Raw genomic sequence first — 22,344 nt, 5'->3', positions numbered from 1 at the left:
TAAAGGTTTGGTATCGTTTTTTTATGAGTACTCATCGACGAACCCGAATCAAAAATAGCTTGAAAACCAAAACAATAAAGCGCCTGCAATCACACCGGCCAACACATCATCCAACATGATGCCCAATCCGCCATGCACCTGCCGATCAGCCCACCTGATCGGCCACGGCTTGAGTATGTCGAAGAATCTAAACAAGATAAAGCCCAATACCATAGCCTGCCAGCTAAAGGGAACCAACCATAGGGTTATCAGGTAACCGGCAATCTCATCCCAAACGATACCGCCAAAATCATGTTCATCCAGCTTTTTTGCGGCTATGTCACAAATCCGGATACCGACAACTGTCACGATGAGCGTCAACAGGCTATAAACGAATAGATTGGTTTGTGCAAACAGCCAATAAATGGGAACGGCCGCCAATGTACCAAAGGTGCCGGGGGCTTTTTTTGCCAGACCGGAACCGAAACCGAAGGCCAGGAACAGGACGGGGTCAGACAGTATCTGCTTGGGTGTCAGCTTGTTCTTACCCAGCTGAGTATTAAGAAAAATGCTCAAAGCCTTTTACCTCTAATGGTTGGATGTGACCCGATTTGTTCAACCGCAAACCAGGCCGGGATTCAATGATACCGATTTTGGTAGCCGCTATGGTCAACTGCGCCGCCTGCTCAGGGCTTACGGTAAAGCACAACTCATAATCATCACCGGCGGTCAGCGGCATAGGCCAATCGCCGGTATCGTTGATGTAGGCAAGCACCGCTTCTGACATCGGCAACGCGTCCCAATCGAGACATGCGCCTACCCGGCTTTGTTCCAGAATATGACCCAGATCGCCCGCCAACCCATCCGATAAATCGATGCAGGCGTTGGCAATGCCGATTAAAGCCTGCCCTGCTTCGATTTGCGGCTCCGGCCGGTTAAACCGTGTTAAAGCAGCCTCGGGATCAGCACAGATATAACCTTGCTTTATCTTTAAGCCCAGTCCTGCATCGCCCAAGAAACCGGTCATATAAATAAAATCGCCGGGCCGCGCCGCTGAGCGCATCAGCGCTCTGCCTTTTGAAACTAAACCCATGGCTTGAACGGTCAAGGTCAGTGGACCGGACGTAGTATCGCCGCCAATCAAATCCACTGAATACCGCTCGGCCAAATTTAAAAAACCGTTGGCAAACGCCGTCAACCAGTTTTCATCAACCTTAGGCAGGGTTAAGGCCAGTGTCACGGAAACAGGCTTTGCGCCCATCGCGGCAAGATCGCTCAAATTGACGGCCAGTAGTTTATGACCCAGCAGCTCCGCGTCGGTTCCGGCAAAAAAATGCACGTTTTCTACCATGGTATCGGTGGTCACTGCCAGTTCATAACCGTCGGGAATGGACAACAACGCGCAGTCATCGCCTATGCCCAAACGCGTTGAAGGATTTGTGACCCGCTGCCGGGTGAAGAAACGCTGGATCAGGGAAAATTCGGAAAGTGGCATGAGATTAGATGAAAGGCTAAAGGCTAAAGGCTAAAAATATATGCCTTTGGCCTTTCATCTTGCGCCTTTCGCCTTAATTTCCACAGCTCTTTTTTTCTGAGCGACTTTATCCAGTATGCCGTTGACGTACTTATGACTACCGTCGGCGCCAAAATACTTGGCGAGATTAATCCCTTCATTTAAAACAACCCGATACGGCATATCCAAACGATGCAGCAACTCATACACACCGATTCTTAAAATCGCCCTTTCGACCGGATCAATCATATCGACAGGACGATCTACAAATTCCGACAACACCTGATCAATGGCATCCAGATTTTTAGGTACGCCGTAAAACAACTCGACAAAATAACTTTTCTGAGCGTCTTTCAATCGCTCTTCTTCCAGAAACTGCCGTTCAATCTCACTAAGGTTCTGACCGGCCATCTGCCATTGATACAATGCCTGTACAGCCGCTTTTCGGGCATTGGTTCGAGCTTGACTCATCAGATTTCCAGGTTATTAAATAAACTTACCATTTCAATGGCGGACATTGCCGCTTCCGCGCCTTTATTACCGGCTTTGGTACCCGCTCGCTCTATCGCCTGCTCAATACTGTCAACGGTTAATACGCCAAAACTGACCGGCACATTGTATTGCAAGGAAACCTGTGCCAAGCCCTTAACACACTCGCCGGCGACATATTCAAAATGCGGTGTGCCGCCACGAATCACTGCGCCCAATGCGATAATCGCATCGTATTTTTTAGCCGCCGCCACGCGTTGCACCACCATAGGCAGCTCAAATGCACCGGGAGCCTTTACCAGATGAATATCCGCTTTATTGGCGCCATGGCGCACCAGCGCGTCAATCGCACCGGCTTCCAGTTGTTCAACGATGAAACTGTTAAACCGGGAGGCTACGATACAGAATTTTCCGCCTTGAACGAGTAAATTCCCTTCAAAGGTTTTTAATGTTGACATAATGTTTCTCTATTGTGATTAACTTGTAATATTGTTGGGTTAGTTTTTTCAACCAACATGCTCGGCGACTTCCAAATCAAACCCGGACAATGCAACATACTTTTTCTGGGTGCCTAAGACCTTCAGCTTGTGCACACCCAAATCGGCCAGTATTCTGGCACCGGTTCCTGTGGTACGCCAATCTACGGCGCCGACAGCCTGAGCCGGACTCACAATGCCGTGATCTTCCAACTGATAGTGATGTATCAGTTCGGCCAGCGATTTATTGTCTTCGCTTTGCCTGATAACCACCAACACCCCGCGCCCTTCCTCCGCTATTTTTTGCATGGCCGAACGCAATGGAACGCTGCAATCGCTACGCTTGGAGGCAAACAGATCATCCAGCAAATTCCGCGCATGGACCCTGACTAAAACAGGCTCTTCGCCGGAAACCTGACCCATGACCAGCGCCAAGTGCAGGTTATTGTCATTTCTGTCCTGATAGGCATAAAGCCTGAACTCGCCGAATTCGGTGGGATAAGCGCACTCGCTGATGCGTTCCAGCGTATTTTCGTGCTGAATGCGATAATGAATCAGATCGGCAATCGTGCCGATTTTAAGGTCGTGCTGCTTGGCAAACACTTCCAGATCAGGCCGTCTTGCCATCGAGCCGTCTTCATTGAGTATCTCAACGATAACCGCTGCCGGTTCCACACCTGCCAACCGGGCTAAATCGCAGCCGGCTTCGGTGTGTCCGGCACGATTTAATACGCCGCCCGATTGCGCCATTAACGGGAATATGTGCCCCGGCTGCACCAAGTCATCGGCTTTTGCATCCGCCGCTACTGCACATTGGATGGTGCGCGCCCGGTCGGCTGCTGAAATGCCGGTGGTTACGCCGGTTGCCGCCTCTATGGACACGGTAAAATTGGTTGAATGGGCGGTTTTGTTTTCATTGACCATCAACGGCAAACGTAACTGCTGACAACGCTCGCTGGTCAAGGTCAGGCAAATCAGGCCGCGGCCGTAACGCGCCATAAAATTTACATCTTCCGGGCGAGTGAATGAAGCCGCCATCAATAGGTCGCCTTCATTCTCGCGGTCTTCATCATCCATAATGATGACCATTTTGCCTAAGCGCAAATCTTCTATAATTTCTTCGATTGTATTCATTTTACCTTTGGGCCGTTAGCCGAAAAAACCGCTTTTTTGCAATAATTCTTCTGTGATGCCGCCATGGCTTTTAGCCGCCGCATCACCCTTGATGAGCCGCTCCAGATAGCGAGCCAGCAAATCCACTTCCAGGTTGACTTTAGTTCCGACCACGGCATCACTCAACGTAGTCTCTTTGAGCGTATGCGGCACAATATTCACGCTGAACACGGCGCCATCGACGTCATTGACAGTCAGACTGATGCCGTTGATACAAATGGAGCCTTTTTCTGCAATATATTTAGCCAGATTATCAGGCGCTTTAAATTTAAAACGAAAAGAGCGTCCGTCCGCCCGCTTTTCCGTAACTATGCCAATACCATCGACATGGCCGCTGACGATATGGCCGCCCAACCGGGTAGACGGTGTTAAGGCCAGCTCCAGATTAACCGGCGCACCCACGGTTGCGCTATTTAAGATGGTTCTCGACAAGGTTTCATTGGAAACATCGGCGCAAAAATAATTTGTCCCTAACTCCACTGCGGTCAGGCACACGCCGTTAACGGCAATGCTGTCGCCAAGCACGACGTCATGTAATGGTAATTTTCCGGTCGCTATGGTCAATCGGTAATCGCCGGCTTTCTGCTCGATTGCCGATATTTTGCCCACTGCCAAGATAATGCCTGTAAACATGGATGCCTCGTTTGGTTGTAAGGGCGGATTTATTCGCCCCTACAACGGTATATAAGTTAATTTTAAATCCTGACCGACCTGCCTGACATCGCGCAGTTTCAACTGTTTTTTATCCGCCATCTGCTGTAGTCCCGGCAGGTTAAATAATCCGCGCCCCTGATCGCCCAAAATACAGGGTGCCATGTAGACCACATACTCATCGACCAAACCTTCGGCCAGTAACGCACCATTAAGCACTGAACCCGCCTCGACCAGCAGCTCGTTGATTTGCTGTTGGCTTAGAAATTCCATCACCGCATGCAAATCCAGTCGCCCGTTTTTACCGACCAGTTGATAGACTTCAAAACCTGTCTGTTGTAACGCGAGTTGCTTTTGTTCATGCTGCGCACAGGTTAAAATCAGACTGCGTCCAGGCAGTTTAGCCATCTGCGCGGTAACCGGCATGTTCAGATGCGTATCCAGCACTACCCTGACCGGTTGCAGGACATCTTCGTCTATACGGGTATTCAACGCAGGATCATCAGCTAACACCGTATTGATGCCAGTTAGAATGGCCGAACTCTCGGCTCTTAATCGATGCACATCGGCTCTGGCCTCATTTGAGGTAATCCATTTGCTTTCACCCGATGCCATCGCGGTGCGCCCATCCAGACTCATTGCCAGCTTGCTGCGCACAAACGGGCGGTTGTCGGTCATGCGTTTGATAAAGCCCCTATTTAACGCCAGCGCATCTTCCTGCAAGACGCCGCAGGACACTTCAATCCCTGCCGCTTTGAGCTTTTCCAAGCCGCTGCCGGACACCTGAGGATTTGGGTCTTGCATAGCCGCAACAACCCGGCTGACTCCGGCCTTTATCAGCGCATCGCAACAGGGTGGCGTTCTGCCCTGATGACTGCAAGGTTCCAACGTTACATAAGCGGTTGCACCTTTGGCATCCGATACGTTTTTTAACGCTTCAACTTCCGCATGACCTTGGCCTGCTTTAACATGCCAGCCCTGCCCGATCACTACGTCGTCCCTGACTAAAACACAACCTACGCGGGGATTCGGATCGGTTGTATAGCGCCCTCTTTTAGCCAGAGAAATGGCTTGCGCCATATAAAAAGCATCGCGTACCGAAGACATTATTTTTTTTGTAAATGCTTAATCATGTCGGTGAATTCACTGACATCCTGAAAACTGCGATAAACCGAGGCAAAGCGCACAAAAGCCACATGATCCAGTGAACTTAACTCTTTCATGACTTTTTCGCCCAACTCCTGCGCCGGTATTTCCCGCTCGCCCAGCGCCCGCAAATCTTTCTTTATTCGGTTGATTGCGGCCTCAATATCATCACTACTTACAGGTCGTTTTTCCAGCGCCCTTAACATGCCTGAACGCAGCTTTTTTTCTTCGAAAGGCTCACTTATCCCGTCACGCTTAACAATCCGGGGCAGCGTTAACTCAGCCACCTCGTGTGTAGTAAATCGTTCTTTACAAATATTACATTCACGCCGACGGCGAACCTGATCGCCTTCATTTGCCAATCTGGAATCAAGAACCCGCGTATCTTGCGCCCCACAAAACGGACATCGCATAGTTAAGCCACTGTTTTTTGTTTACCGATGACCATCCAGGGATGGAGGAAATGCCGACGACTGCCGAGAACAGTCGCGGCAAAACCGGCCTTCAAATTTGAAAACCGTTAATTTTATAACACTCTACATTTTATCTGTATTTTATTTTCTAAACTATACTGTAGCCATATTCATATCGACTCAACCACATCGCCCCAAATCCTGCCAAATGAAAGAACAAGAAGGTGTAATAAAATATCGGCTAAAGCATACGCAACAGCCGATTAACCACCCGTTATCATTGACCGAAATCAACGCTTGGCGCACGATTGCCGTCCGGCTCGATCTTATCGGGCAAATCCCTGAACGATACGACAACATCGGATTCGGCAATATCAGCCAACGAATCGATAGTCACAGCGCACAATTTATCATCAGCGGCACTCAAACCGGACATATTGAACAGCTCAGTCCCGAACATTATTGCCTTATCGTCAAAGCAGAACCTCACCAGAACCGACTCCAATCCTGCGGACTGTGCAAGCCTTCTTCCGAATCCCTGACCCACGCCAGTATTTACGCCCAAGACAATGCTATTCAAGCCGTTATTCATGCCCACAGCCCTGAAATCTGGAAGCATACCGTAGCGCTCGGACTGCCTCACACTAACGCTGACGTCCCTTACGGCACGGTTGAAACGGCGACGGCTGTTGAACAATTATTCCAATCCGGCAACCTATCGCAAACGTCATTGTTTACCATGCTGGGGCACCAAGACGGCGTAGTTGCTTTCGGAAAAAACATGCAAGAGGCGGCATGGGAACTGATCAAATATTTATCACTGGCCATCGGAATTGAACATCAGTCCATTAACCGATAAAATGCCTAGCTCTATATTAGCAACTCTTAATAAAATATGTCGGAAATACAAATCTACACTACCAACACCTGCCCATATTGTATGATGGCTAAACGCCTGCTCGATAAAAAAGGCGCTTCCTATACAGAAATTAATGTGGATGCCAAACCCGGCTTAAGGGAAGAAATGATGCTTAAAACAAAGCGTCGGACGGTTCCCCAAATCTATATAGGCGACTATCATGTCGGCGGCTTTGACGAGTTGTATGCATTGGATCAACAAAAAAAACTGGACGATTTACTGACTGTTGCGTAGCTACATCAGTGATCAATGACGAGATAGCACCGGGCAACCACGAAATCCGCCTCCACATGAAGCTAAGAAGGTCGGACATAAACAGCATGCCCGACCTACAACCCTCTTAAAATATCCTTTTTGATATCTTCAATATTTTCCAATCCCACTGAAACCCTTACCAGACCGTCTTTAATACCGGCTGCAGCTCTGACTTCCGGCGATAATCGACCATGTGTGGTAGTTGCCGGATGAGTGATGGTGGTTTTAACATCACCCAGATTTGCGGTAATTGACAGCATTTCAGTGGCGTCGATCAACTTCCAGGCGTGCTCCTTGCCACCGGTCAATTCGAAACTGACTATACCGCCGAAATGACTTTGCTGACGCTTGGCCAGTTCGTGCTGAGCATGCGATGACAAACCGGGATAGTGAACCTTGGCGACACCAGCTTGTTGCTCCAGCCATTTGGCCAGTTCAAAAGCGCTGTCACAATGCGCTTTTATTCTGATCGCCAGCGTTTCCAACCCGGACAAAAATACCCAGGCATTAAAAGGACTCATGGTCGCACCGCCGGTGCGAAGATAAGGGTAAATATGCTTTTCTATAATGTCTTCACTGGCAATAACGGCACCGCCGACACAACGCCCCTGCCCGTCTATATATTTGGTTGCTGAATGAACGACGATATCTGCGCCCAATTCCAAAGGCTTTTGCAGCACGGGCGTACAAAAACAATTATCAACAATTAGCAAACAATCGTGTTTATGGGCGATGTCTGCAAGCACCGAAATATCGGCAATTTCAATCAAGGGATTGGACGGTGTTTCCAAAAACAAAAAGCGGGTATTCGGTTTAATCGCCGCTTCCCAGGCGGTTGCATCGATCAAATCGACAAAATCGGTTTCGACTCCGAATTTGCCGAAATAATTCTGGAACATCAATACGGTATTGCCGAACACGCCGCGTGAACACACCACATGATCGCCGGCTTTAAGCAGTCCCATGCCGACCGCCATAATGGCAGCCATGCCGGATGAAAAGGCCAGACAGCGCTCACCTCTCTCCATTAGCGCCAGTCTTTCCTGAAAAGCATTAACGGTCGGATTGGTAAAACGGGAGTAAATATTACCCGGTTTCTGTCCGGTAAAGCGTAAAGCGGCCTCTTCGGCACTCTTGAACACATAACTGGATGTGGCAAAAATCGGGATGCTGTGCTCATCTTCATGAGTACGCTTATGCCCGGCTCTTATTGCTTGGGTTTCCAGAGAGTAGTCGTTCCAGTTAATGTCAGTCATGATTTATTAAGCGTATTGATTTGTTAAAAGATCAGGCAAAAGGCAGGTTTCAATAAGCTATCTTTGCCTTTTGTCCTTCGCCTTTTGCCTTTATTTATCCTTGCTCCTCAATCACCATTTTGCATTCCGATAATGAAGTTTTCCGAGTTTCTTTCCGCTTGTGCGCCATCATTGCGCAAAGCCTCGGTTCGCTCCAGATACTCATCGTCAATATCACCGGTGATGTATTCTTTACTAAAACAAGAGGTATCGAAGTGCCCGATATCCAGATTACCTTTACGCACCGCATCAATCAGATCATTCAGTTCCTGATAAATTACCCGGTCTGCGCCTATTGCTACACATACCTCGTCTTCAGTACGATCATGGGCAATCAATTCATGAGCAGCCGGCATATCAATGCCGTAAACATTGGGATAACGAACCGGAGGCGCGGCAGAGGCAAAATACACTTTTTTAGCCCCTGCATCTCTGGCCATCTGAATAATTTGCTCGGATGTCGTGCCTCTGACGATTGAATCGTCGACCAGCAGTACATTTTTGCCTTCAAACTCAAGACTGATCGCGTTCAACTTTTGTTTGACTGATTTTTCTCTCATTTTTTGGCCCGGCATGATAAACGTCCGGCCGATATAACGGTTTTTTATGAAACCTTCGCGGTATTTTACGCCCAGAAGATTTGCCATCTGCAAAGCCGCTGTTCTACTGGTATCAGGAATAGGAATAATCACATCAATGTCATGATCAGGCCAGTCTCTGAGTACTTTTTTGGCTAATTTTTCACCCATACGCAGACGTGCTTTATAGACCGAAATACGATCAATAATTGAATCCGGTCTGGCAAAATAAACATATTCAAAAATACACGGACAATGATCTGTTCTTTCAGCACATTGTTTAGTATGCAGCGCGCCTGATTCCTCGATAAATACAGCTTCGCCAGGTTCTATATCTCTAATAAGCTCAAAGCCCAGCACATCCAGAGCGACACTTTCCGATGCGATCATGAATTCCGAACCTTGCTCGGATTTTCTTTCGCCGAACACTATCGGCCGGATACCATGAGGGTCTCTAAAGCCTAAAACCCCGAACCCTGCAATCATAATCACAACCGCATAAGCTCCGCGACAACGACGATGTACGCCGGATACTGCCTGAAAAACATCATCCACGCTTAAATGCAATTTACCCAAACTCTGCAATTCGTGAGCAAAAACATTCAGCAAAACTTCAGAATCGGAATCGGTATTGATATGCCGTTGATCTTCTACGAACAGGGCTTTTTTTAACTCTTCGGTATTAGTCAAATTACCGTTATGCGCAAGCGTCAAACCAAAAGGAGAGTTTACATAGAAAGGTTGCGCTTCGGCAGAACTGGTGCATCCCGCCGTTGGGTAACGTACATGAGCAATACCCATGTTACCTTTCAATTTCAACATCTGGGCATTGGTAAAAACATCACGGGTCAAACCGTTTTCCTTGCGTAAATGTAACCGCCCGGCCTCACAAGTCACAATGCCCGCGGCATCTTGACCCCTATGTTGCAAAACTGTCAGAGCATCATATAACTCTTGATTAACAGCTTGATGTGAAACGATAGCAGCAATACCACACATTATTTTTTAACCTGCATTGTTTTGTAGAGATTAACGAAAGAAATTAACGATAACTGATGTATTCCGCCATACCTGACGAAAGATGATCTCGCAACCATACGGCGAGCAACTGAAAAGGTGGAATCAATGTTGATTCTGTCCACCAGGAATCCTTGGGCAAAGGTGTCAATCCCGCCAGTATAACAACGACAGTAACAACAATCAGGCCACGAACAACGCCAAAAATCATTCCACCGAAACGATCCATAAAGGTTAAGCCGGTTTTCTTTGCCAATACACTCAATAGAAAACCGATCAAACCGCCAAGACTCAACGTGATTGCAAACAAAGCCGCAAAAGAGGCAACCATTCTGGCTGCCGGATGGCTGATAGCCGATTCCAGAAAACCGGAAAAATCGCGACTGAACATCAAACTCACCCAGACTGCCAGCATCCAGAATACCAATGAAAAAACTTCCTTAATGAATCCGCGTAGCAGTCCGATCACAAAGGAAATAAAAACAAGCCCAATAAGAGTAAAGTCTATCCAGATCATGCTGTTATTAAGCGCATCACTCGGAAATCAGGATTGCCTTTATGTTCTGTTTGTCCAATCTTGACTTCATCGCGGCCGCTTTTTTCCCGTCCAGTTCAGGGCCTACCCGAAGCCGATATGACGTTCCTTTATCTGTTTGAACGGTATCCAATGAGGCGGGCAAGCCTTGTTCATGCAAACTCTCCCAAAGAGACATTGCATTTTCTTTTTTACTAAAACTACCTAATTGAATATACCAACGCACCAATTTTGGGCTCGCTTTCGGTACAGCTACCGGTACCGGTTTTTTTGCTTCCGCTACAGCGGCAGCCAAACTCTTCGCGCTACTAGGCTGTTTAAGAATCGGTTGCCGTGCGGCATCGCCTAAAGCCCCTACTTTGGCCCCATCGATTGGCGATTCAACTTCAGGCTTTTTAACCGCTAATCGTGTCGGCTCTACGGCTTTTTTAACCTTTACAGGTTCTTTAGCTATTACTTCTACACGAGGCTCTTTGGCTTGCACTTTGGGAGCTATGCTTTTGCGGATACCATCCGTAGCGTTTGCCGCAGGTAAAGGCTGCTCTGCAGGAACCTGTTTTAGCCGCGACTTTGGCTGCTTGTCTTCAGGCTCAATTACTTCTTCTGCACCAGCATCCTCGCGGGTATAGCCTTCCGATTCGGTATATAAAGACTCCCCTTGTTTCGACTGACCGCTTACAGGCTCATCGATAATTTCCTCGGCTGCGCCGGTACTCTCAAGCGTATCGTTAGCGGTTTCAGTAGATAAAGGCTCCGGGTCTGGCAACTTTGAAACCTGATCGGCACTGGTCGGCAATTTATCGGCCGTATTTGTACCCGCTTCAACTGGAGCGGGAATATTCAACTCACTGACTAACTGACCACTGTTATCGACGGGATCATCGAACAGCATGGGGATAAAAATAGCACATAGCGCCGTAACAACGACGGCGCCAATCAAACGTTGTTTTAATTCATGATCCATTTCGTCTACTCACTTATTCTCAAATTCAACCAAGCACTCAGATACCAAAAAAAAAGATCCAAAAACCAATAACAGATCACCTTGTTGCGACTGATTTTTTGCGGCGGAAAATGCATCAGTAAAGCCGGAAAAACCAAAAGAAACATTAGATACCGAACTTTGTGAAAAAATCTCACGCATAACGGATTCCGTAGCCGCTCTAGGATTTGACAATGGCGCAAAAAACCAGTCGTAAACTACACAATTCATAATTTCAAGGACACCGGCGATATCCTTGTCTTTCATCATTGAAAAAACAGCATGGATGCGTCTGCCTGGGAAAACAGTCGTCACATAATCGGCCAGTGTTCTGACTGCCTGGGGATTATGCCCCACGTCCAGCAGCACGGGAATTTCGCCATCAATCAGTTGGAACCGCCCTGCTAAATGGACATTTTCCAGCCCCTGTTTAATCGATGCTTCAGTTACCGGCAAGATTTCGGCCATTTTGATCACCGCTAAAATAACCGCAGACGCATTTCGATACTGGTGCTCCCCTTTTAAACCCGGTTCCGGTAATTGTAACATTTGTCGGTCAGCAAAAAACCAGTCCCATCCTGTTGCCTGCTTTTTATATCCAAAATCTTTACCAATACAATACAGTAAAGCATGCCGTTCAATAGCACTCTGTATCAATGATTGCGGGGGTTCCGGGTCACCCGTGATAGCGGGAATTGCGGCTCGAAAAATACCTGCTTTTTCTCGCCCTATAGCTTCTCGTGTGCCGCCCAGCCACTCAATGTGATCGATACTGATACTGGTGATCAGTGCTACATCGGGATCGACAATATTGACTGCATCCAGTCGTCCGCCCAAACCAACCTCAAGCAATTGAACATCGACTCCGGCTTGCTGGAATATATCCAAGGCCGCCAGCGTGCCAAATTCAAAATAGCTTAATGAGGTATTGCCTCGCACCGACTCTATTCTTGCAAATGCTTCGCAGATTTTGTCATCTGATACCGGTTTGCCGTCTATTTTTATTCTTTCATTATATTTCAGAATATGCGGCGAGGTATAAGCACCCACCCGATAGCCTTGCGCCGTATAAATTGACTCAAGATAAGCAACGGAAGAGCCTTTGCCATTGGTTCCGGCAACAGTAATGGTTGGAGGTTTGACATAATCAGGGTTAAGCGCATGAAAAACCTGTGCCGCCCGCTCCAAACCCAAATCAATTAATAAAGGATGTAAGCTTTCCTGCCACTTCAGCCAACCCTCTAGTGAATCAAAACGTATCATTAACCGATATGAAAATCAGTCTTCCTGATTCGGATGATATTCAACATCACCCGCTTCAACTTCAACAACCACAGCTTCCAGTTCGACACTAAAGCGTTGCGCTGCAATGTCCCTACCCGCCATTAGCAAAGCTAAAATACCGGCGATTTTATCGCGCATTTCACGTCTATCGATAATCATATCGATAGCACCATGCTCCTGTAAAAATTCGCTACGCTGAAAGCCTTCCGGCAGTTTTTCCCGGACGGTTTGTTCTATGACGCGAGGACCTGCAAAACCGATCAAGGCATTGGGTTCGGCAACATTAATATCGCCCAGCATGGCTAAACTGGCTGAAACACCGCCCATGGTCGGGTCGGTCATAAATGAAATGTATGGAAGCCCTGCATCGGACAGCTTGGTTAATGCCGCACTGGTTTTTGCCATCTGGAACAACGAAAACAGCGACTCCTGCATACGTGCGCCGCCACTGGCCGTAAACACAATAAAAGGCACACCCAGTTCCAGACTCTTGTTGACGCCACGAACAAACTTTTCGCCAACCACCGAACCCATTGATCCGCCCATAAAGCCGAAATCAAAGGCGGCTGCAACAATATCGCGGCCTTTTAGCTGACCTTTCATCACCACCAGCGCATCGTTTTCTTTACTCTGTTTTTGCGCCTGGGTAATTCGGTCTTTATATTTTTTACTGTCTTTGAATCTTAACGGATCGACCGGCTTAACATTTTTACCTATCTCTTCATGACCGCCCTCGTCCAGAAACATATTCAAGCGTGTTCTGGCCGAAATGCGCATGTGATGATCGCATTTTGGACAAACGCTAAAATTTCTCTCCAACTCCGTGTTATAAAGAATTGCATTACAGCTAGGGCACTTATTCCACAATCCTTCAGGCACAGCGCCTTTTTTATTCGACCCTTCGGTTCTAATCGTTGAAGGAATTAACTTCTCAAACCAACTCATTCGTATGCCCCATCGTATTTCATCATCGTATTCTAAACCTGTCTTTTAGCTATCTATTGCCTGACGCATGGCTCCCAATAACTCGACTATCTCTCTTTTAGCACGTTCCGGATCATCCTGATTTGCTTCGATTTTGCTGATCAAGGCGCTACCAATGACCACTCCGTCACCCAAATTAGCAACCGTCTTTGCAGTTTGTGCGTCTTTGACGCCAAAACCGATCGCTACAGGCAAGTGCGTACTGGCCCTGATTTGATTGAGCTTGGTTTCGACATCCGCAGTATTTAAATGCCCGGCACCGGTTACGCCCTTTAGCGAAACATAATAAAGGTAACCGCTACCTGCTGCATCCATCTTTTTAATGCGCTCATCCGTACTGTTGGGCGCTAACAGAAAGATAGGATCAATGCCGCGCGCCTTTAACAAAGCAACGCATTCATCCGCCTCTTCCGGCGGCAAATCGACGGTTAAAACACCATCAATCTCTGCGCGTTGTGCGGCATTGGCAAAATCCTCATAACCCATGGCTTCAATAGGATTGACATAGCCCATTAGCACCACTGGGGTTTGTTGATTGGTTTTCCTGAATTCTGCAGCAATGGCCAATGTGCGTCTTAAGCTCATTTTATGATCCAAAGCGCGCTCACTGGCTCGCTGAATAACCGGGCCGTCCGCCATAGGATCTGAAAACGGCACGCCTAATTCGATCACATCAGCACCGGCCTCAACCATGGCGTGCATCAACGGCAAGGTGAAATCAGGCCTGGGATCGCCTGCGGTAACAAACGGGATTAACGCCTTACGGCCTGTTTTGGACAACTCTTCAAATGTAGCGGCTAATCGACTCACAGTTCTATCCCCTCGCGTTGAGCCATCGTTTGCATGTCTTTATCGCCACGACCGGACAGACAGACAATGATAATTTCATCTTTTTTCATGGTAGGCGCCAGCTTCATGGTGTAAGCCATGGCATGACTCGACTCCAATGCAGGAATAATACCTTCCATTCTGGTCAACGCATGAAAACCCTCCAGCGCCTCAGTGTCGGTAATATTGACATACTCCGCTCTACCGGTATCTTTCAGCCATGCATGTTCAGGGCCGACGCCCGGATAATCCAAACCGGCCGAAATTGAGTGCGTCTCGACAATTTCACCGTCGTCGTCTTCCATCAGATAAGTCCGGTTGCCATGCAATACGCCGGGACGACCTGCGCACAAAGGCGCAGAATGACGACCCGTTTCAATGCCGTCGCCAGCCGCTTCAACGCCGATCATTTTGACTGAACTGTCATCAATAAAAGGATAAAACAAACCGATCGCATTTGATCCGCCGCCAACGCAGGCAACCAGGGCATCAGGCAATCGTCCGGTTTGGTCCTGACATTGCTGCTTTGCTTCACGGCCTATGATGGCCTGAAAATCCCTGACCATCGCAGGGTAAGGATGCGGACCTGCAACAGTACCGATAATATAAAAGGTATTATCGACATTGGTCACCCAGTCTCTGAGCGCTTCATTCAAGGCATCTTTTAACGTTTTCGAGCCGGATTCAACGGCGACAACTTTCGCGCCCAGTAGCTTCATCCGATACACATTTAAAGACTGCCGGGCAACATCAACAGCGCCCATATAAACAACGCACTCCAATCCCAGCCTTGCCGCAACCGTCGCCGTCGCGACACCATGCTGACCGGCTCCGGTTTCAGCAATAATGCGCGTTTTACCCATGCGTTTAGCCAATAAAGCCTGGCCTATCGTATTATTTATTTTATGTGCGCCGGTATGATTGAGGTCTTCGCGTTTTAGGTAAATCTGCGCGCCGCCCAGTTCACGACTCCAGCGTTCAGCATGATATAAAGGCGAAGGCCGACCTACGTAATACTTTAAATCGGCATCCAGTTCCGCTATAAATTCCGGATCGTTTAAATACTGTTGATACGCGGCATTCAATTCCTGAATCGGTGGGATCAATGTTTCTGCGACAAACATTCCGCCGTAAGGACCAAAGTGTCCCCGCTCATCGGGCATATTATATTTTTCTGTCATATTATTATCCGTCACCCTCATTAACTTCACGTATGAATGCCGCCATTTTAAGCGCATCCTTTACACCTTTTTCTGCTTCTACACCGCTACTGACATCCAGCGCATAAGGTCTTACTGCTTGCACCGCCTGTCTGGCGTTATTAATATCCAAACCACCCGCCAGTATGATAGGCAAGGTACAATGTTCAGGAATCCTGCTCCAGTCAAACCGGCTGCCCGTACCGCCTTTCGCTCCCGGATGATAAGCATCCAGCAGCAACCCTGCCGCATCATGATATTGCAGAGCCAAACCTGAAATATCGATGCCATCCTCCATTCTGACGGCCTTCATATAACGCTTGCCATAAAGCCTGCATGCTTCGGCAGGTTCATCCCCATGAAATTGCAGGCAATCTATCGATACCCGCTCCAGAACCTCGCGTATCCGTGACTCCTGCTCGTCAACAAACAAAGCGACGACCGAGACAAACGCAGGCAGGGCATTAACAATCTTAATAGCCTGATCAATATCAACATTTCTCGGACTGGGCGGATAAAACACCAGACCGATTGCGTCTACGCCGAGTTGAGCGGCACAAACAGCATCTTCAGCACGGGTAAAGCCGCAAATTTTAACGCGAGTTCGCATAAAGTGATATGAGAAATTTAACCAAAAAAGCCAGCCGCGTAGAATAACATAAAATGGCATTATGATTTGCCCGTAATCATCATTAATTTAGCTGATAAAAAACAACCGCACCAACAAAAAAAGGCCGATGTAAAATCGACCTTGTGCTTAATAATACTAAAAATGTAGCGAGACTGAGTTTGCAATATAACCCCAAAATTTCAAAATGCCGTTAAATTTAAGCGGCAATCCCAACAAAGGCCCGATTTACATCGGCCTTTTTTTCAGTAAGCCGAAGAACTGTCCTCTATGATGTCTATTAATGCTGGTGCTCATGTTCATGTTCATGCTGATGTTCATGCTCATGAACATCAGCGATTGGAACTTGAGCAGCTTCAACTGCCACACCATATTTATAAACCATCAATCCGCCTAAATCAGCGCCCAGCATCATCAGCACACAGAGTAACGCCGCTAATATCAGAAAAAAACTGTTAGCCCCGCCCTGAATTATTCCACTACTTTTCAAGCGCCAAGCCGACAATAAAACCGCTAAAGACAGCACAGATACACCGAAATGCTCATGCCGCTCCATAATTTCATGAACATCCTCTCCATGCGCTACCGAACCTGCCGCAATGAAGCCCGCAACCACTGTAAAGACAGCGGCTATGGTGCCAAAGTACAGCAACCAGCCGGCAACATTACGCCAGTTTTGTTTTTTAGCCAGCGTACCGACCACATCCAAAACAAAAAAAGTCGATAAAAATGCAATTGGGAAATGCACCAACAAAGGATGAATATTATCCATACTGGAAATACCGGGCATTAATGTCGAAAAAATATCCCCGGAACCCTGGGTTGATAGCTCTTCAAAAAAAGCCAGCAGACTTGTAACGCCCTCGATAATACCGCCGCCTTGGTCGGCTCCGCCATGAATTTGAAAAGACAAAAAGTTATTCATATTACCCATCACCATTATTTATAAGAAAGACAATCTACTTGATATTTAGACAATTGCAAATAGGCATTGTAATGTCTCTATATACCTTAATCATGGCGCTTGGCGCCAACCGGCAATTTATCGAACACGGGATGTTTGGTAATACCGTAATGTTCAGGATAATAAACCGCACCCAGATACAAACCGTCAGGCGGTGCAGTAACTCCGCCCAACTTGCGGCTTTTAACTTCAAGCAGCTCTTCTGTCCAATTTACCGGCTGTTTTCCGGCGCCTATGTCAATCAATACCCCGGCAATATTCCTGACCATATGATGCAAAAAAGCGTTGGCGGAAATATCGATAACGACCTTATCGTCCTCCCGATAAACATCAATAAAGTACATTTCCCGACAAGGACTTTTGGATTGACAACCTTGCGCCCTGTACGATGAAAAATCGTGCTTTCCGATCAGATGTTGCGCAGCCTGATGCATTTTATCGGCATCCAGCGGATTATGGTGCCACGTCACCTGATTACGCAATAACGCCGAATTGATAGGCCTGTTAAGGATGACGTAGCGATAAAAACGGGCAATCGCGCTGTATCTGGAGTGAAAGTCGCCCACCGCCGGTTTGACCCAAGTAATCCTGACATCATCCGGCAGATTACTGTTGCCGCCCAGCATCCAGGCGTGAAGTTCGCGCTCTATTTTTGCGTCAAAATGAACGACCTGCTCAAGCGCATGCACGCCGGTATCGGTTCTTCCGGCGCACTGTACGGTAACCGGATGGTTGGCAACTTTCGACAAGGCCTGTTCGAGCACCTGCTGAACACTACGTTGATGAGTTTGCCACTGCCAGCCTGAAAAACCGCTGCCATCGTACTCGATACCTAAAACGATACGCGTCATTCAAACCTCTTTACGCTTACAAAAAAACCATTATTCATGAATATAAACCTTAACTCCGACTTCAATCCTATTAAACAAATCCAGCACATCGGCATTCTTCATCCGAATACAGCCGTGCGATCCAGGCTTGCCGTCCATTAGCTGGTCGGGACAACCGTGGATATAAATATATCGCCAAGTGCTATCGACTTTGCCGTAACGATTTCTGCCCGGTTCCAGTCCGCCCAGCCACAGGATTCGAGTCAATATCCAGTCTCGTTGGGGATTTTTCTCACCCAGCTCAGCACTGTATATTTCACCGGTAGCGCGTCTGCCGACAAACACCGAGTTTAATGACTGACCCGCACCAATCTTGGCCCTAATTTTATGCCAGCCGGCAGGCGTGCATTCGCTGCCCATCTGTTCACCCGCACCTTTTTTGGCGGTGGAAACGGGATAACCCTGCACCGGCTTTCCATCCGTATAAACCGTCAATTGCTGACTGGCAATACAAATATCCAGATAATCATGTATATCGTTTGCCTGATTATTTTTCATGTAACACCCAAACGCCATCCCAATCAGAATTCAACAAGTCCTTCTCGGCAAGACAGCGGCGCCAATACACATTAGCGACCGGATCATCCGGCAACGTTGCAAAAATAGCTGCGGCACCGGCCAATTCGCCTTGCTTGTACAAAACCTGGCCCTGATTAAACGCCTGTATTGCAGGCGACAGGACTTCGCCTTTGAAACCCAGCAATTCATAAACGGTTACCGGCGTATTGCGCCCGACCACCCGGATGGTTCCGGTTTCTCTCCAGAGAAAGGCGTCATCAGTCTGCTGCTTGGTCGCCTCGGAAATCATCGTATAAGTGCCGAAAAACTTGTTTGCGCCTTCCAATCTCGCGGCCAGATTGGCTGCATCACCCAGCATGGTGTAGTTAAAGCGGGTCTTTGAACCGAAATTGCCCACCACCACCTTGCCGCTATGAATACCGATACGGTTATAAATCCACGCACCGGTTTGTTGGAAAAATTCTTCACGACGTTCTGCCAATTTTCGCTGGCACTTTAAAACACTCCGACACATTCGCACCGCATGATCTTCCTGGGGTAACGGCGCATTGGTAAACGCGATGATGGCGTCGCCCTCATACTTGTCCAGAGTACCGCCTTCGTCCGTAATAATATCGGTCATGTCGGTTAAATAGCTGTTTAAAAACTGCACCAGTTGTTCCGGCGTCAGTTTTTCGGAAATCGTGGTAAAACCTTGTATATCCGAAAAAAAGATACTTAATTCACGCGTTTCGCCGCCCAATCTTAACAGCGCGGGATTTTTCTTAAGTATCTCGATATATTCATTGCTTAAATAACGTTGAAACATGGTTTGTATGGCGCGCTTTTTCCGGCCTTCGGTCAGGTATTTTAAAATAACCGAATTAACCAGCGCCAAAATAATCGCCGTTTCCACAAACAATACCGGCCAATCGTAATTGAGGAAATACGCCGCAAAACCGATCAACAACGATATCGGCGTAAACAACACAAACGCCAACCCCAAACCCAGCATGCGCTTGCTGTGAATCAACATATAACTTGCTGAAGCGGCGAGAACCAAGGCAATACAAAAGGCTAGCCATGCCGGAAATGTTTTAACCGCATCACCCGCCAGCAGGTTGTCCAGCACCGTCGCATGAACTTCCACGCCCGGATAATCGCCGCTGACCGGTGTCGGTCGCAAATCTTTCAAGCCCGGCGCACTGAACCCGAAAAACACATATTTATCTTTAAACAACGCCGGATCGATAGCGCTTTTCTCGCCCGCCTGCAAATGCAATTCGGACTGGATAATCGCTGCGGCGCTAAAAGCCTGGTGCGTTCCTGAATCGCCGCGAAATTTTAAAATCAACTGCCCCTCATCGTCAGTCGGGATCTTTTTGTCCTGATAATGCAGTGAGCCGTCAAAACTTAATGTCTTGTCCTGCTTGTCCGACAACCATGCAGCCAAACCCATTGAGGGTATTATGTATCGATCAAAAACACGAAATAACGAAGCGCGCCTGAACACGCCGTCGGAGTCGGGCAATTCATCGACGTGCGAAAGTAGCGTAGCGGCATTAGCCAAACGGTCAATCGGAAAAGAGGCGTGTACTTTATTAATCACACTCATGCCAGCCTGTTGTTGCCAATGCTCCAACCCCTGAATCTGGATCGGACCGGGTGTAACCGCAGTCGGCCAACGCGTTGTTTGCCGTGTTTGTTCGCCTAAAAAAACCGGCAACACGACCTTATTGTCAGACATCGCCTGTGCAAATGCCTGATCGTCTTCAACGCCGTAAACCGATGCTTCGGTATACAACACATCAAAGGCGATTATTTTAGCGCCCGCCCGCTGCATAAACCGAATGATCGGCGCATAGACTTCGCGCGGCCAAGGCCAGGATAAACCGTTCACAGACGCGCCCCAATCCAGGCTCGCCTGATCCAGCAGGATGATTTTAATATCTTTGGTATAAGCGGAAGGTTGCGCCAGTAATTTCTCGCGCCATGACCAGGTAGTGTATTCCCATTGATCCAGAAGCCTGGTTGATTGCAATATCTGGGCTAGCAATACCGCTGTCAAACCGGTAATCAGCGCAGAACGCAACTTCATGGAGGTAGTAGTTAAGGCCATATAATTATCTGATGTTACGCAAACCGAAATAATTCACCACGAACGACTGCATGGGCAGTTGCCGAGACACAAAGACACGAAATTTATGTTTTTTGTGTCTTTGTGCCCTCATGATGAGTAAAAATGCGTAACTCGTGATGTTAAATCAACTTAAAGCGCGCTCAACATCTCTCCAAAGCGCTTGTCGCGGTTTGCGTTTGCAGCCATTGCCATTAAACTTTGCGGCAGCAACGGTCTAATATCGGCGATCCGGTCATCCGCTGCCGGATGTGTTGAAGTAAAACCGGTCGCTCCCGGCTGCACCTTAACTTTCATCGTTTCCAAAACACGTATTAACGCAGAGGGATCATAGCCGACACGTTGCATGATTTTAATAGCCGTTGCATCGGCTTCATTTTCCTGGCCGCGCGCATAACCGCTGTTAACCAGCGTTTGGGTAATATCATCGATGCTGCCTTCAAATAATCGGGTTAATTCACCAACATACCCGCCCACCACTGCCTGGGTACCTTCCGAAGCAATGACAGTCAACGCCGAAGTAATGCGACTGGTCGAAATGGCTGCAAGCGCATGCGATTTTTGCACATGACCTATTTCATGCGCCAGCACCGCCGCCAGATCGTCTTCATTCTTGCAAAGCCTGACCATGCCTTTGGAAACAAAAACAAAACCGCTCGGCGCCGCAAAAGCCACGACCTCATCGGTATCCAGCAACAGAAAATGATAGCCCTTGTAGGTTGACGGCTTGTCTGACGCCATCACCAGAACCTGCCCCAGCAAGTTAAGGTAATTATTGGCAGCCGGATTGGCTTTCACCGGATAACGATTGACTATGCCCGCGCTGACGGTCCGGCCGATGTAATACTCTTGGGCCGGGGTAATATCTTCCATGGTTTTCGCAACGGCTGTCGTAGCCCGCATCGCAGAACCGATTTCACTGCTGTAAGGCATATACCCCGTAGCATTAGCAACCGAAGCGACGCCGCTGACCACCTTGTTCATATCGGCGCAACTTGCCAATCCCAGCGCCAGCAATGCTGTTAATAATGAGCGCATCATAATCCAGCCCCCCTTAATCCACCCTGTTTAATAAATTGCTCAATATCGGCATTGTTGACCGTGAATTTCTCCATGTTATCGACCCAGGCAAAACTCATCTGCTGATGTTCCGCTTTATAGGCATTTTCCACATCCGCATTAAATCCTTTGCCGGCCAGAGCGATTTCCTTTCCGCTTGCGCCTTCGCTGACATCATTACCCGGCGTCAGTTCAACTTTAGACTCCGATACCGCAGATTGATGAATCCAGCCCGGTTTTCTTGGGGCATTCACCATCCGCCACGGCCCCTGCTCTTTGACCAACTCTACCGATTCGCCATAAACGACTTTATCAACTATTTCCCCCAAAAAAGACGGCGTACTCCTGATCTGCCCCTCTTCAACCTGGATACTCAATGATGTGGCCAAAGCCGTAACCGGCATCAGTGACACCATGACGCTTATTTTTAATAACCGCTGCATATCTCCCCC

At 48.0% G+C, this 22,344-nt stretch carries 25 protein-coding genes; 2 read left to right on the top strand and 23 right to left on the bottom strand.

The window, feature by feature from the left end; genetic code table 11:
- Positions 1-48: 48 nt before the first annotated feature.
- The 8 genes from Q8L79_RS11445 to nrdR are packed head-to-tail and all read right to left on the bottom strand — an operon-like array spanning position 49 to position 5,840.
- Positions 49-555, bottom strand: coding sequence for a phosphatidylglycerophosphatase A (locus Q8L79_RS11445; RefSeq protein WP_305271244.1), 507 nt, complete (start codon positions 553-555; stop codon positions 49-51).
- Positions 539-1,474, bottom strand: a complete 936-nt coding sequence (thiL, locus tag Q8L79_RS11440; RefSeq protein ID WP_305271242.1) for a thiamine-phosphate kinase — start codon at positions 1,472-1,474, stop codon at positions 539-541. Before thiL ends, Q8L79_RS11445 begins: the two co-directional genes overlap by 17 nt.
- A gap of 54 nt (positions 1,475-1,528) precedes the next feature.
- On the bottom strand, positions 1,529-1,963 hold the full coding sequence (gene nusB / locus Q8L79_RS11435; protein WP_305271239.1) for a transcription antitermination factor NusB: 435 nt from the start codon (positions 1,961-1,963) through the stop codon (positions 1,529-1,531).
- Positions 1,963-2,439 (bottom strand): 6,7-dimethyl-8-ribityllumazine synthase, encoded by a 477-nt coding sequence (gene ribE, locus Q8L79_RS11430; RefSeq protein ID WP_305271236.1) that lies wholly within the window; start codon positions 2,437-2,439, stop codon positions 1,963-1,965. The genes nusB and ribE overlap by 1 nt, the downstream gene beginning before the upstream one ends.
- Before the next feature lie 48 nt (positions 2,440-2,487).
- Positions 2,488-3,591 (bottom strand): bifunctional 3,4-dihydroxy-2-butanone-4-phosphate synthase/GTP cyclohydrolase II, encoded by a 1,104-nt coding sequence (ribBA, locus tag Q8L79_RS11425; RefSeq protein ID WP_305271233.1) that lies wholly within the window; start codon positions 3,589-3,591, stop codon positions 2,488-2,490.
- 15 nt (positions 3,592-3,606) lie between these two features.
- Positions 3,607-4,263, bottom strand: coding sequence for a riboflavin synthase (locus Q8L79_RS11420; protein WP_305271230.1), 657 nt, complete (start codon positions 4,261-4,263; stop codon positions 3,607-3,609).
- Positions 4,264-4,302: 39 nt separating this feature from the next.
- Positions 4,303-5,388, bottom strand: a complete 1,086-nt coding sequence (gene ribD / locus Q8L79_RS11415) for a bifunctional diaminohydroxyphosphoribosylaminopyrimidine deaminase/5-amino-6-(5-phosphoribosylamino)uracil reductase RibD (RefSeq protein WP_305271227.1) — start codon at positions 5,386-5,388, stop codon at positions 4,303-4,305.
- Positions 5,388-5,840, bottom strand: coding sequence for a transcriptional regulator NrdR (nrdR, locus tag Q8L79_RS11410; RefSeq protein ID WP_305271224.1), 453 nt, complete (start codon positions 5,838-5,840; stop codon positions 5,388-5,390). The genes ribD and nrdR overlap by 1 nt, the downstream gene beginning before the upstream one ends.
- A gap of 208 nt (positions 5,841-6,048) precedes the next feature.
- Here nrdR and Q8L79_RS11405 point away from each other — a divergent pair, with 208 nt between their 5' ends.
- The gene (locus Q8L79_RS11405) at positions 6,049-6,699 is read left to right on the top strand and encodes a class II aldolase/adducin family protein (protein ID WP_305271221.1); all 651 of its coding nucleotides are present in this window, start codon (positions 6,049-6,051) and stop codon (positions 6,697-6,699) included.
- A gap of 36 nt (positions 6,700-6,735) precedes the next feature.
- Positions 6,736-6,993, top strand: a complete 258-nt coding sequence (gene grxC / locus Q8L79_RS11400; RefSeq protein ID WP_305271218.1) for a glutaredoxin 3 — start codon at positions 6,736-6,738, stop codon at positions 6,991-6,993.
- A 95-nt stretch (positions 6,994-7,088) separates the two neighbouring features.
- Here the strand turns inward: grxC and Q8L79_RS11395 are convergent, their stop codons facing one another.
- The 15 genes from Q8L79_RS11395 to Q8L79_RS11325 all read right to left on the bottom strand — a co-directional run bounded on the left by Q8L79_RS11395 (position 7,089) and on the right by Q8L79_RS11325 (position 22,335).
- Positions 7,089-8,270 carry an O-succinylhomoserine sulfhydrylase gene (locus Q8L79_RS11395; protein WP_305271216.1) on the bottom strand — a complete coding sequence of 394 codons (1,182 nt, stop codon included), beginning with the start codon at positions 8,268-8,270 and terminating at the stop codon, positions 7,089-7,091.
- Positions 8,271-8,377: 107 nt separating this feature from the next.
- Entirely contained in the window at positions 8,378-9,886 is a 1,509-nt protein-coding gene (purF, locus tag Q8L79_RS11390) for an amidophosphoribosyltransferase (RefSeq protein ID WP_305271214.1), read from the bottom strand.
- 43 nt (positions 9,887-9,929) lie between these two features.
- On the bottom strand, positions 9,930-10,421 hold the full coding sequence (locus tag Q8L79_RS11385) for a CvpA family protein (RefSeq protein WP_305271211.1): 492 nt from the start codon (positions 10,419-10,421) through the stop codon (positions 9,930-9,932).
- Positions 10,422-10,437: 16 nt separating this feature from the next.
- Positions 10,438-11,403, bottom strand: a complete 966-nt coding sequence (locus Q8L79_RS11380) for an SPOR domain-containing protein (RefSeq protein WP_305271208.1) — start codon at positions 11,401-11,403, stop codon at positions 10,438-10,440.
- A gap of 9 nt (positions 11,404-11,412) precedes the next feature.
- On the bottom strand, positions 11,413-12,684 hold the full coding sequence (folC, locus tag Q8L79_RS11375; protein ID WP_305271205.1) for a bifunctional tetrahydrofolate synthase/dihydrofolate synthase: 1,272 nt from the start codon (positions 12,682-12,684) through the stop codon (positions 11,413-11,415).
- A 15-nt stretch (positions 12,685-12,699) separates the two neighbouring features.
- Entirely contained in the window at positions 12,700-13,656 is a 957-nt protein-coding gene (accD, locus tag Q8L79_RS11370; protein ID WP_305271271.1) for an acetyl-CoA carboxylase, carboxyltransferase subunit beta, read from the bottom strand.
- A 39-nt stretch (positions 13,657-13,695) separates the two neighbouring features.
- Positions 13,696-14,499: a tryptophan synthase subunit alpha gene (gene trpA / locus Q8L79_RS11365; RefSeq protein ID WP_305271202.1), complete on the bottom strand. Its 804-nt coding sequence runs from the start codon at positions 14,497-14,499 to the stop codon at positions 13,696-13,698.
- On the bottom strand, positions 14,496-15,698 hold the full coding sequence (trpB, locus tag Q8L79_RS11360) for a tryptophan synthase subunit beta (RefSeq protein ID WP_305271199.1): 1,203 nt from the start codon (positions 15,696-15,698) through the stop codon (positions 14,496-14,498). The genes trpA and trpB overlap by 4 nt, the downstream gene beginning before the upstream one ends.
- A 4-nt stretch (positions 15,699-15,702) precedes the next feature.
- On the bottom strand, positions 15,703-16,326 hold the full coding sequence (locus Q8L79_RS11355; RefSeq protein ID WP_305271196.1) for a phosphoribosylanthranilate isomerase: 624 nt from the start codon (positions 16,324-16,326) through the stop codon (positions 15,703-15,705).
- 298 nt (positions 16,327-16,624) lie between these two features.
- A complete protein-coding gene (locus tag Q8L79_RS11350) occupies positions 16,625-17,269 on the bottom strand; it encodes a DUF2231 domain-containing protein (RefSeq protein WP_305271193.1) in 645 nt (214 codons plus the stop codon).
- 86 nt (positions 17,270-17,355) lie between these two features.
- On the bottom strand, positions 17,356-18,159 hold the full coding sequence (gene truA, locus Q8L79_RS11345; protein ID WP_305271190.1) for a tRNA pseudouridine(38-40) synthase TruA: 804 nt from the start codon (positions 18,157-18,159) through the stop codon (positions 17,356-17,358).
- 30 nt (positions 18,160-18,189) lie between these two features.
- Entirely contained in the window at positions 18,190-18,696 is a 507-nt protein-coding gene (locus tag Q8L79_RS11340; protein WP_305271187.1) for a L,D-transpeptidase, read from the bottom strand.
- Positions 18,686-20,815 (bottom strand): CHASE2 domain-containing protein, encoded by a 2,130-nt coding sequence (locus tag Q8L79_RS11335; RefSeq protein WP_305271182.1) that lies wholly within the window; start codon positions 20,813-20,815, stop codon positions 18,686-18,688. The genes Q8L79_RS11340 and Q8L79_RS11335 overlap by 11 nt, the downstream gene beginning before the upstream one ends.
- A gap of 150 nt (positions 20,816-20,965) precedes the next feature.
- Positions 20,966-21,874, bottom strand: coding sequence for a M48 family metallopeptidase (locus Q8L79_RS11330; RefSeq protein ID WP_305271179.1), 909 nt, complete (start codon positions 21,872-21,874; stop codon positions 20,966-20,968).
- The gene (locus Q8L79_RS11325) at positions 21,871-22,335 is read right to left on the bottom strand and encodes a hypothetical protein (protein WP_305271177.1); all 465 of its coding nucleotides are present in this window, start codon (positions 22,333-22,335) and stop codon (positions 21,871-21,873) included. Before Q8L79_RS11325 ends, Q8L79_RS11330 begins: the two co-directional genes overlap by 4 nt.
- Between the last annotated feature and the right edge of the window lie 9 nt (positions 22,336-22,344).

This window comes from Methylobacter sp. (assembly GCF_030680395.1).
Classification (GTDB): Bacteria; Pseudomonadota; Gammaproteobacteria; order Methylococcales; family Methylomonadaceae; genus Methylobacter_A.
The sequence above is the reverse complement of the archived record's forward strand: the minus strand, read 5'-3'. Positions and strand labels throughout refer to the sequence as shown.

Coding starts and splice junctions, on each gene's coding strand:
- thiL (WP_305271242.1), bottom strand. CDS start 1,474: ATGCCACTTTCCGAATTTTCCCTGATCCAGCGTTTCTTCACCCGGCAG.
- nusB (WP_305271239.1), bottom strand. CDS start 1,963: ATGAGTCAAGCTCGAACCAATGCCCGAAAAGCGGCTGTACAGGCATTG.
- ribE (WP_305271236.1), bottom strand. CDS start 2,439: ATGTCAACATTAAAAACCTTTGAAGGGAATTTACTCGTTCAAGGCGGA.
- ribBA (WP_305271233.1), bottom strand. CDS start 3,591: ATGAATACAATCGAAGAAATTATAGAAGATTTGCGCTTAGGCAAAATG.
- Q8L79_RS11420 (WP_305271230.1), bottom strand. CDS start 4,263: ATGTTTACAGGCATTATCTTGGCAGTGGGCAAAATATCGGCAATCGAG.
- ribD (WP_305271227.1), bottom strand. CDS start 5,388: ATGTCTTCGGTACGCGATGCTTTTTATATGGCGCAAGCCATTTCTCTG.
- nrdR (WP_305271224.1), bottom strand. CDS start 5,840: ATGCGATGTCCGTTTTGTGGGGCGCAAGATACGCGGGTTCTTGATTCC.
- Q8L79_RS11405 (WP_305271221.1), top strand. CDS start 6,049: ATGAAAGAACAAGAAGGTGTAATAAAATATCGGCTAAAGCATACGCAA.
- grxC (WP_305271218.1), top strand. CDS start 6,736: ATGTCGGAAATACAAATCTACACTACCAACACCTGCCCATATTGTATG.
- Q8L79_RS11395 (WP_305271216.1), bottom strand. CDS start 8,270: ATGACTGACATTAACTGGAACGACTACTCTCTGGAAACCCAAGCAATA.
- purF (WP_305271214.1), bottom strand. CDS start 9,886: ATGTGTGGTATTGCTGCTATCGTTTCACATCAAGCTGTTAATCAAGAG.
- Q8L79_RS11385 (WP_305271211.1), bottom strand. CDS start 10,421: ATGATCTGGATAGACTTTACTCTTATTGGGCTTGTTTTTATTTCCTTT.
- Q8L79_RS11380 (WP_305271208.1), bottom strand. CDS start 11,403: ATGGATCATGAATTAAAACAACGTTTGATTGGCGCCGTCGTTGTTACG.
- folC (WP_305271205.1), bottom strand. CDS start 12,684: ATGATACGTTTTGATTCACTAGAGGGTTGGCTGAAGTGGCAGGAAAGC.
- trpB (WP_305271199.1), bottom strand. CDS start 15,698: ATGACAGAAAAATATAATATGCCCGATGAGCGGGGACACTTTGGTCCT.
- Q8L79_RS11355 (WP_305271196.1), bottom strand. CDS start 16,326: ATGCGAACTCGCGTTAAAATTTGCGGCTTTACCCGTGCTGAAGATGCT.
- Q8L79_RS11350 (WP_305271193.1), bottom strand. CDS start 17,269: ATGAATAACTTTTTGTCTTTTCAAATTCATGGCGGAGCCGACCAAGGC.
- truA (WP_305271190.1), bottom strand. CDS start 18,159: ATGACGCGTATCGTTTTAGGTATCGAGTACGATGGCAGCGGTTTTTCA.
- Q8L79_RS11340 (WP_305271187.1), bottom strand. CDS start 18,696: ATGAAAAATAATCAGGCAAACGATATACATGATTATCTGGATATTTGT.
- Q8L79_RS11335 (WP_305271182.1), bottom strand. CDS start 20,815: ATGGCCTTAACTACTACCTCCATGAAGTTGCGTTCTGCGCTGATTACC.
- Q8L79_RS11330 (WP_305271179.1), bottom strand. CDS start 21,874: ATGATGCGCTCATTATTAACAGCATTGCTGGCGCTGGGATTGGCAAGT.
- Q8L79_RS11325 (WP_305271177.1), bottom strand. CDS start 22,335: ATGCAGCGGTTATTAAAAATAAGCGTCATGGTGTCACTGATGCCGGTT.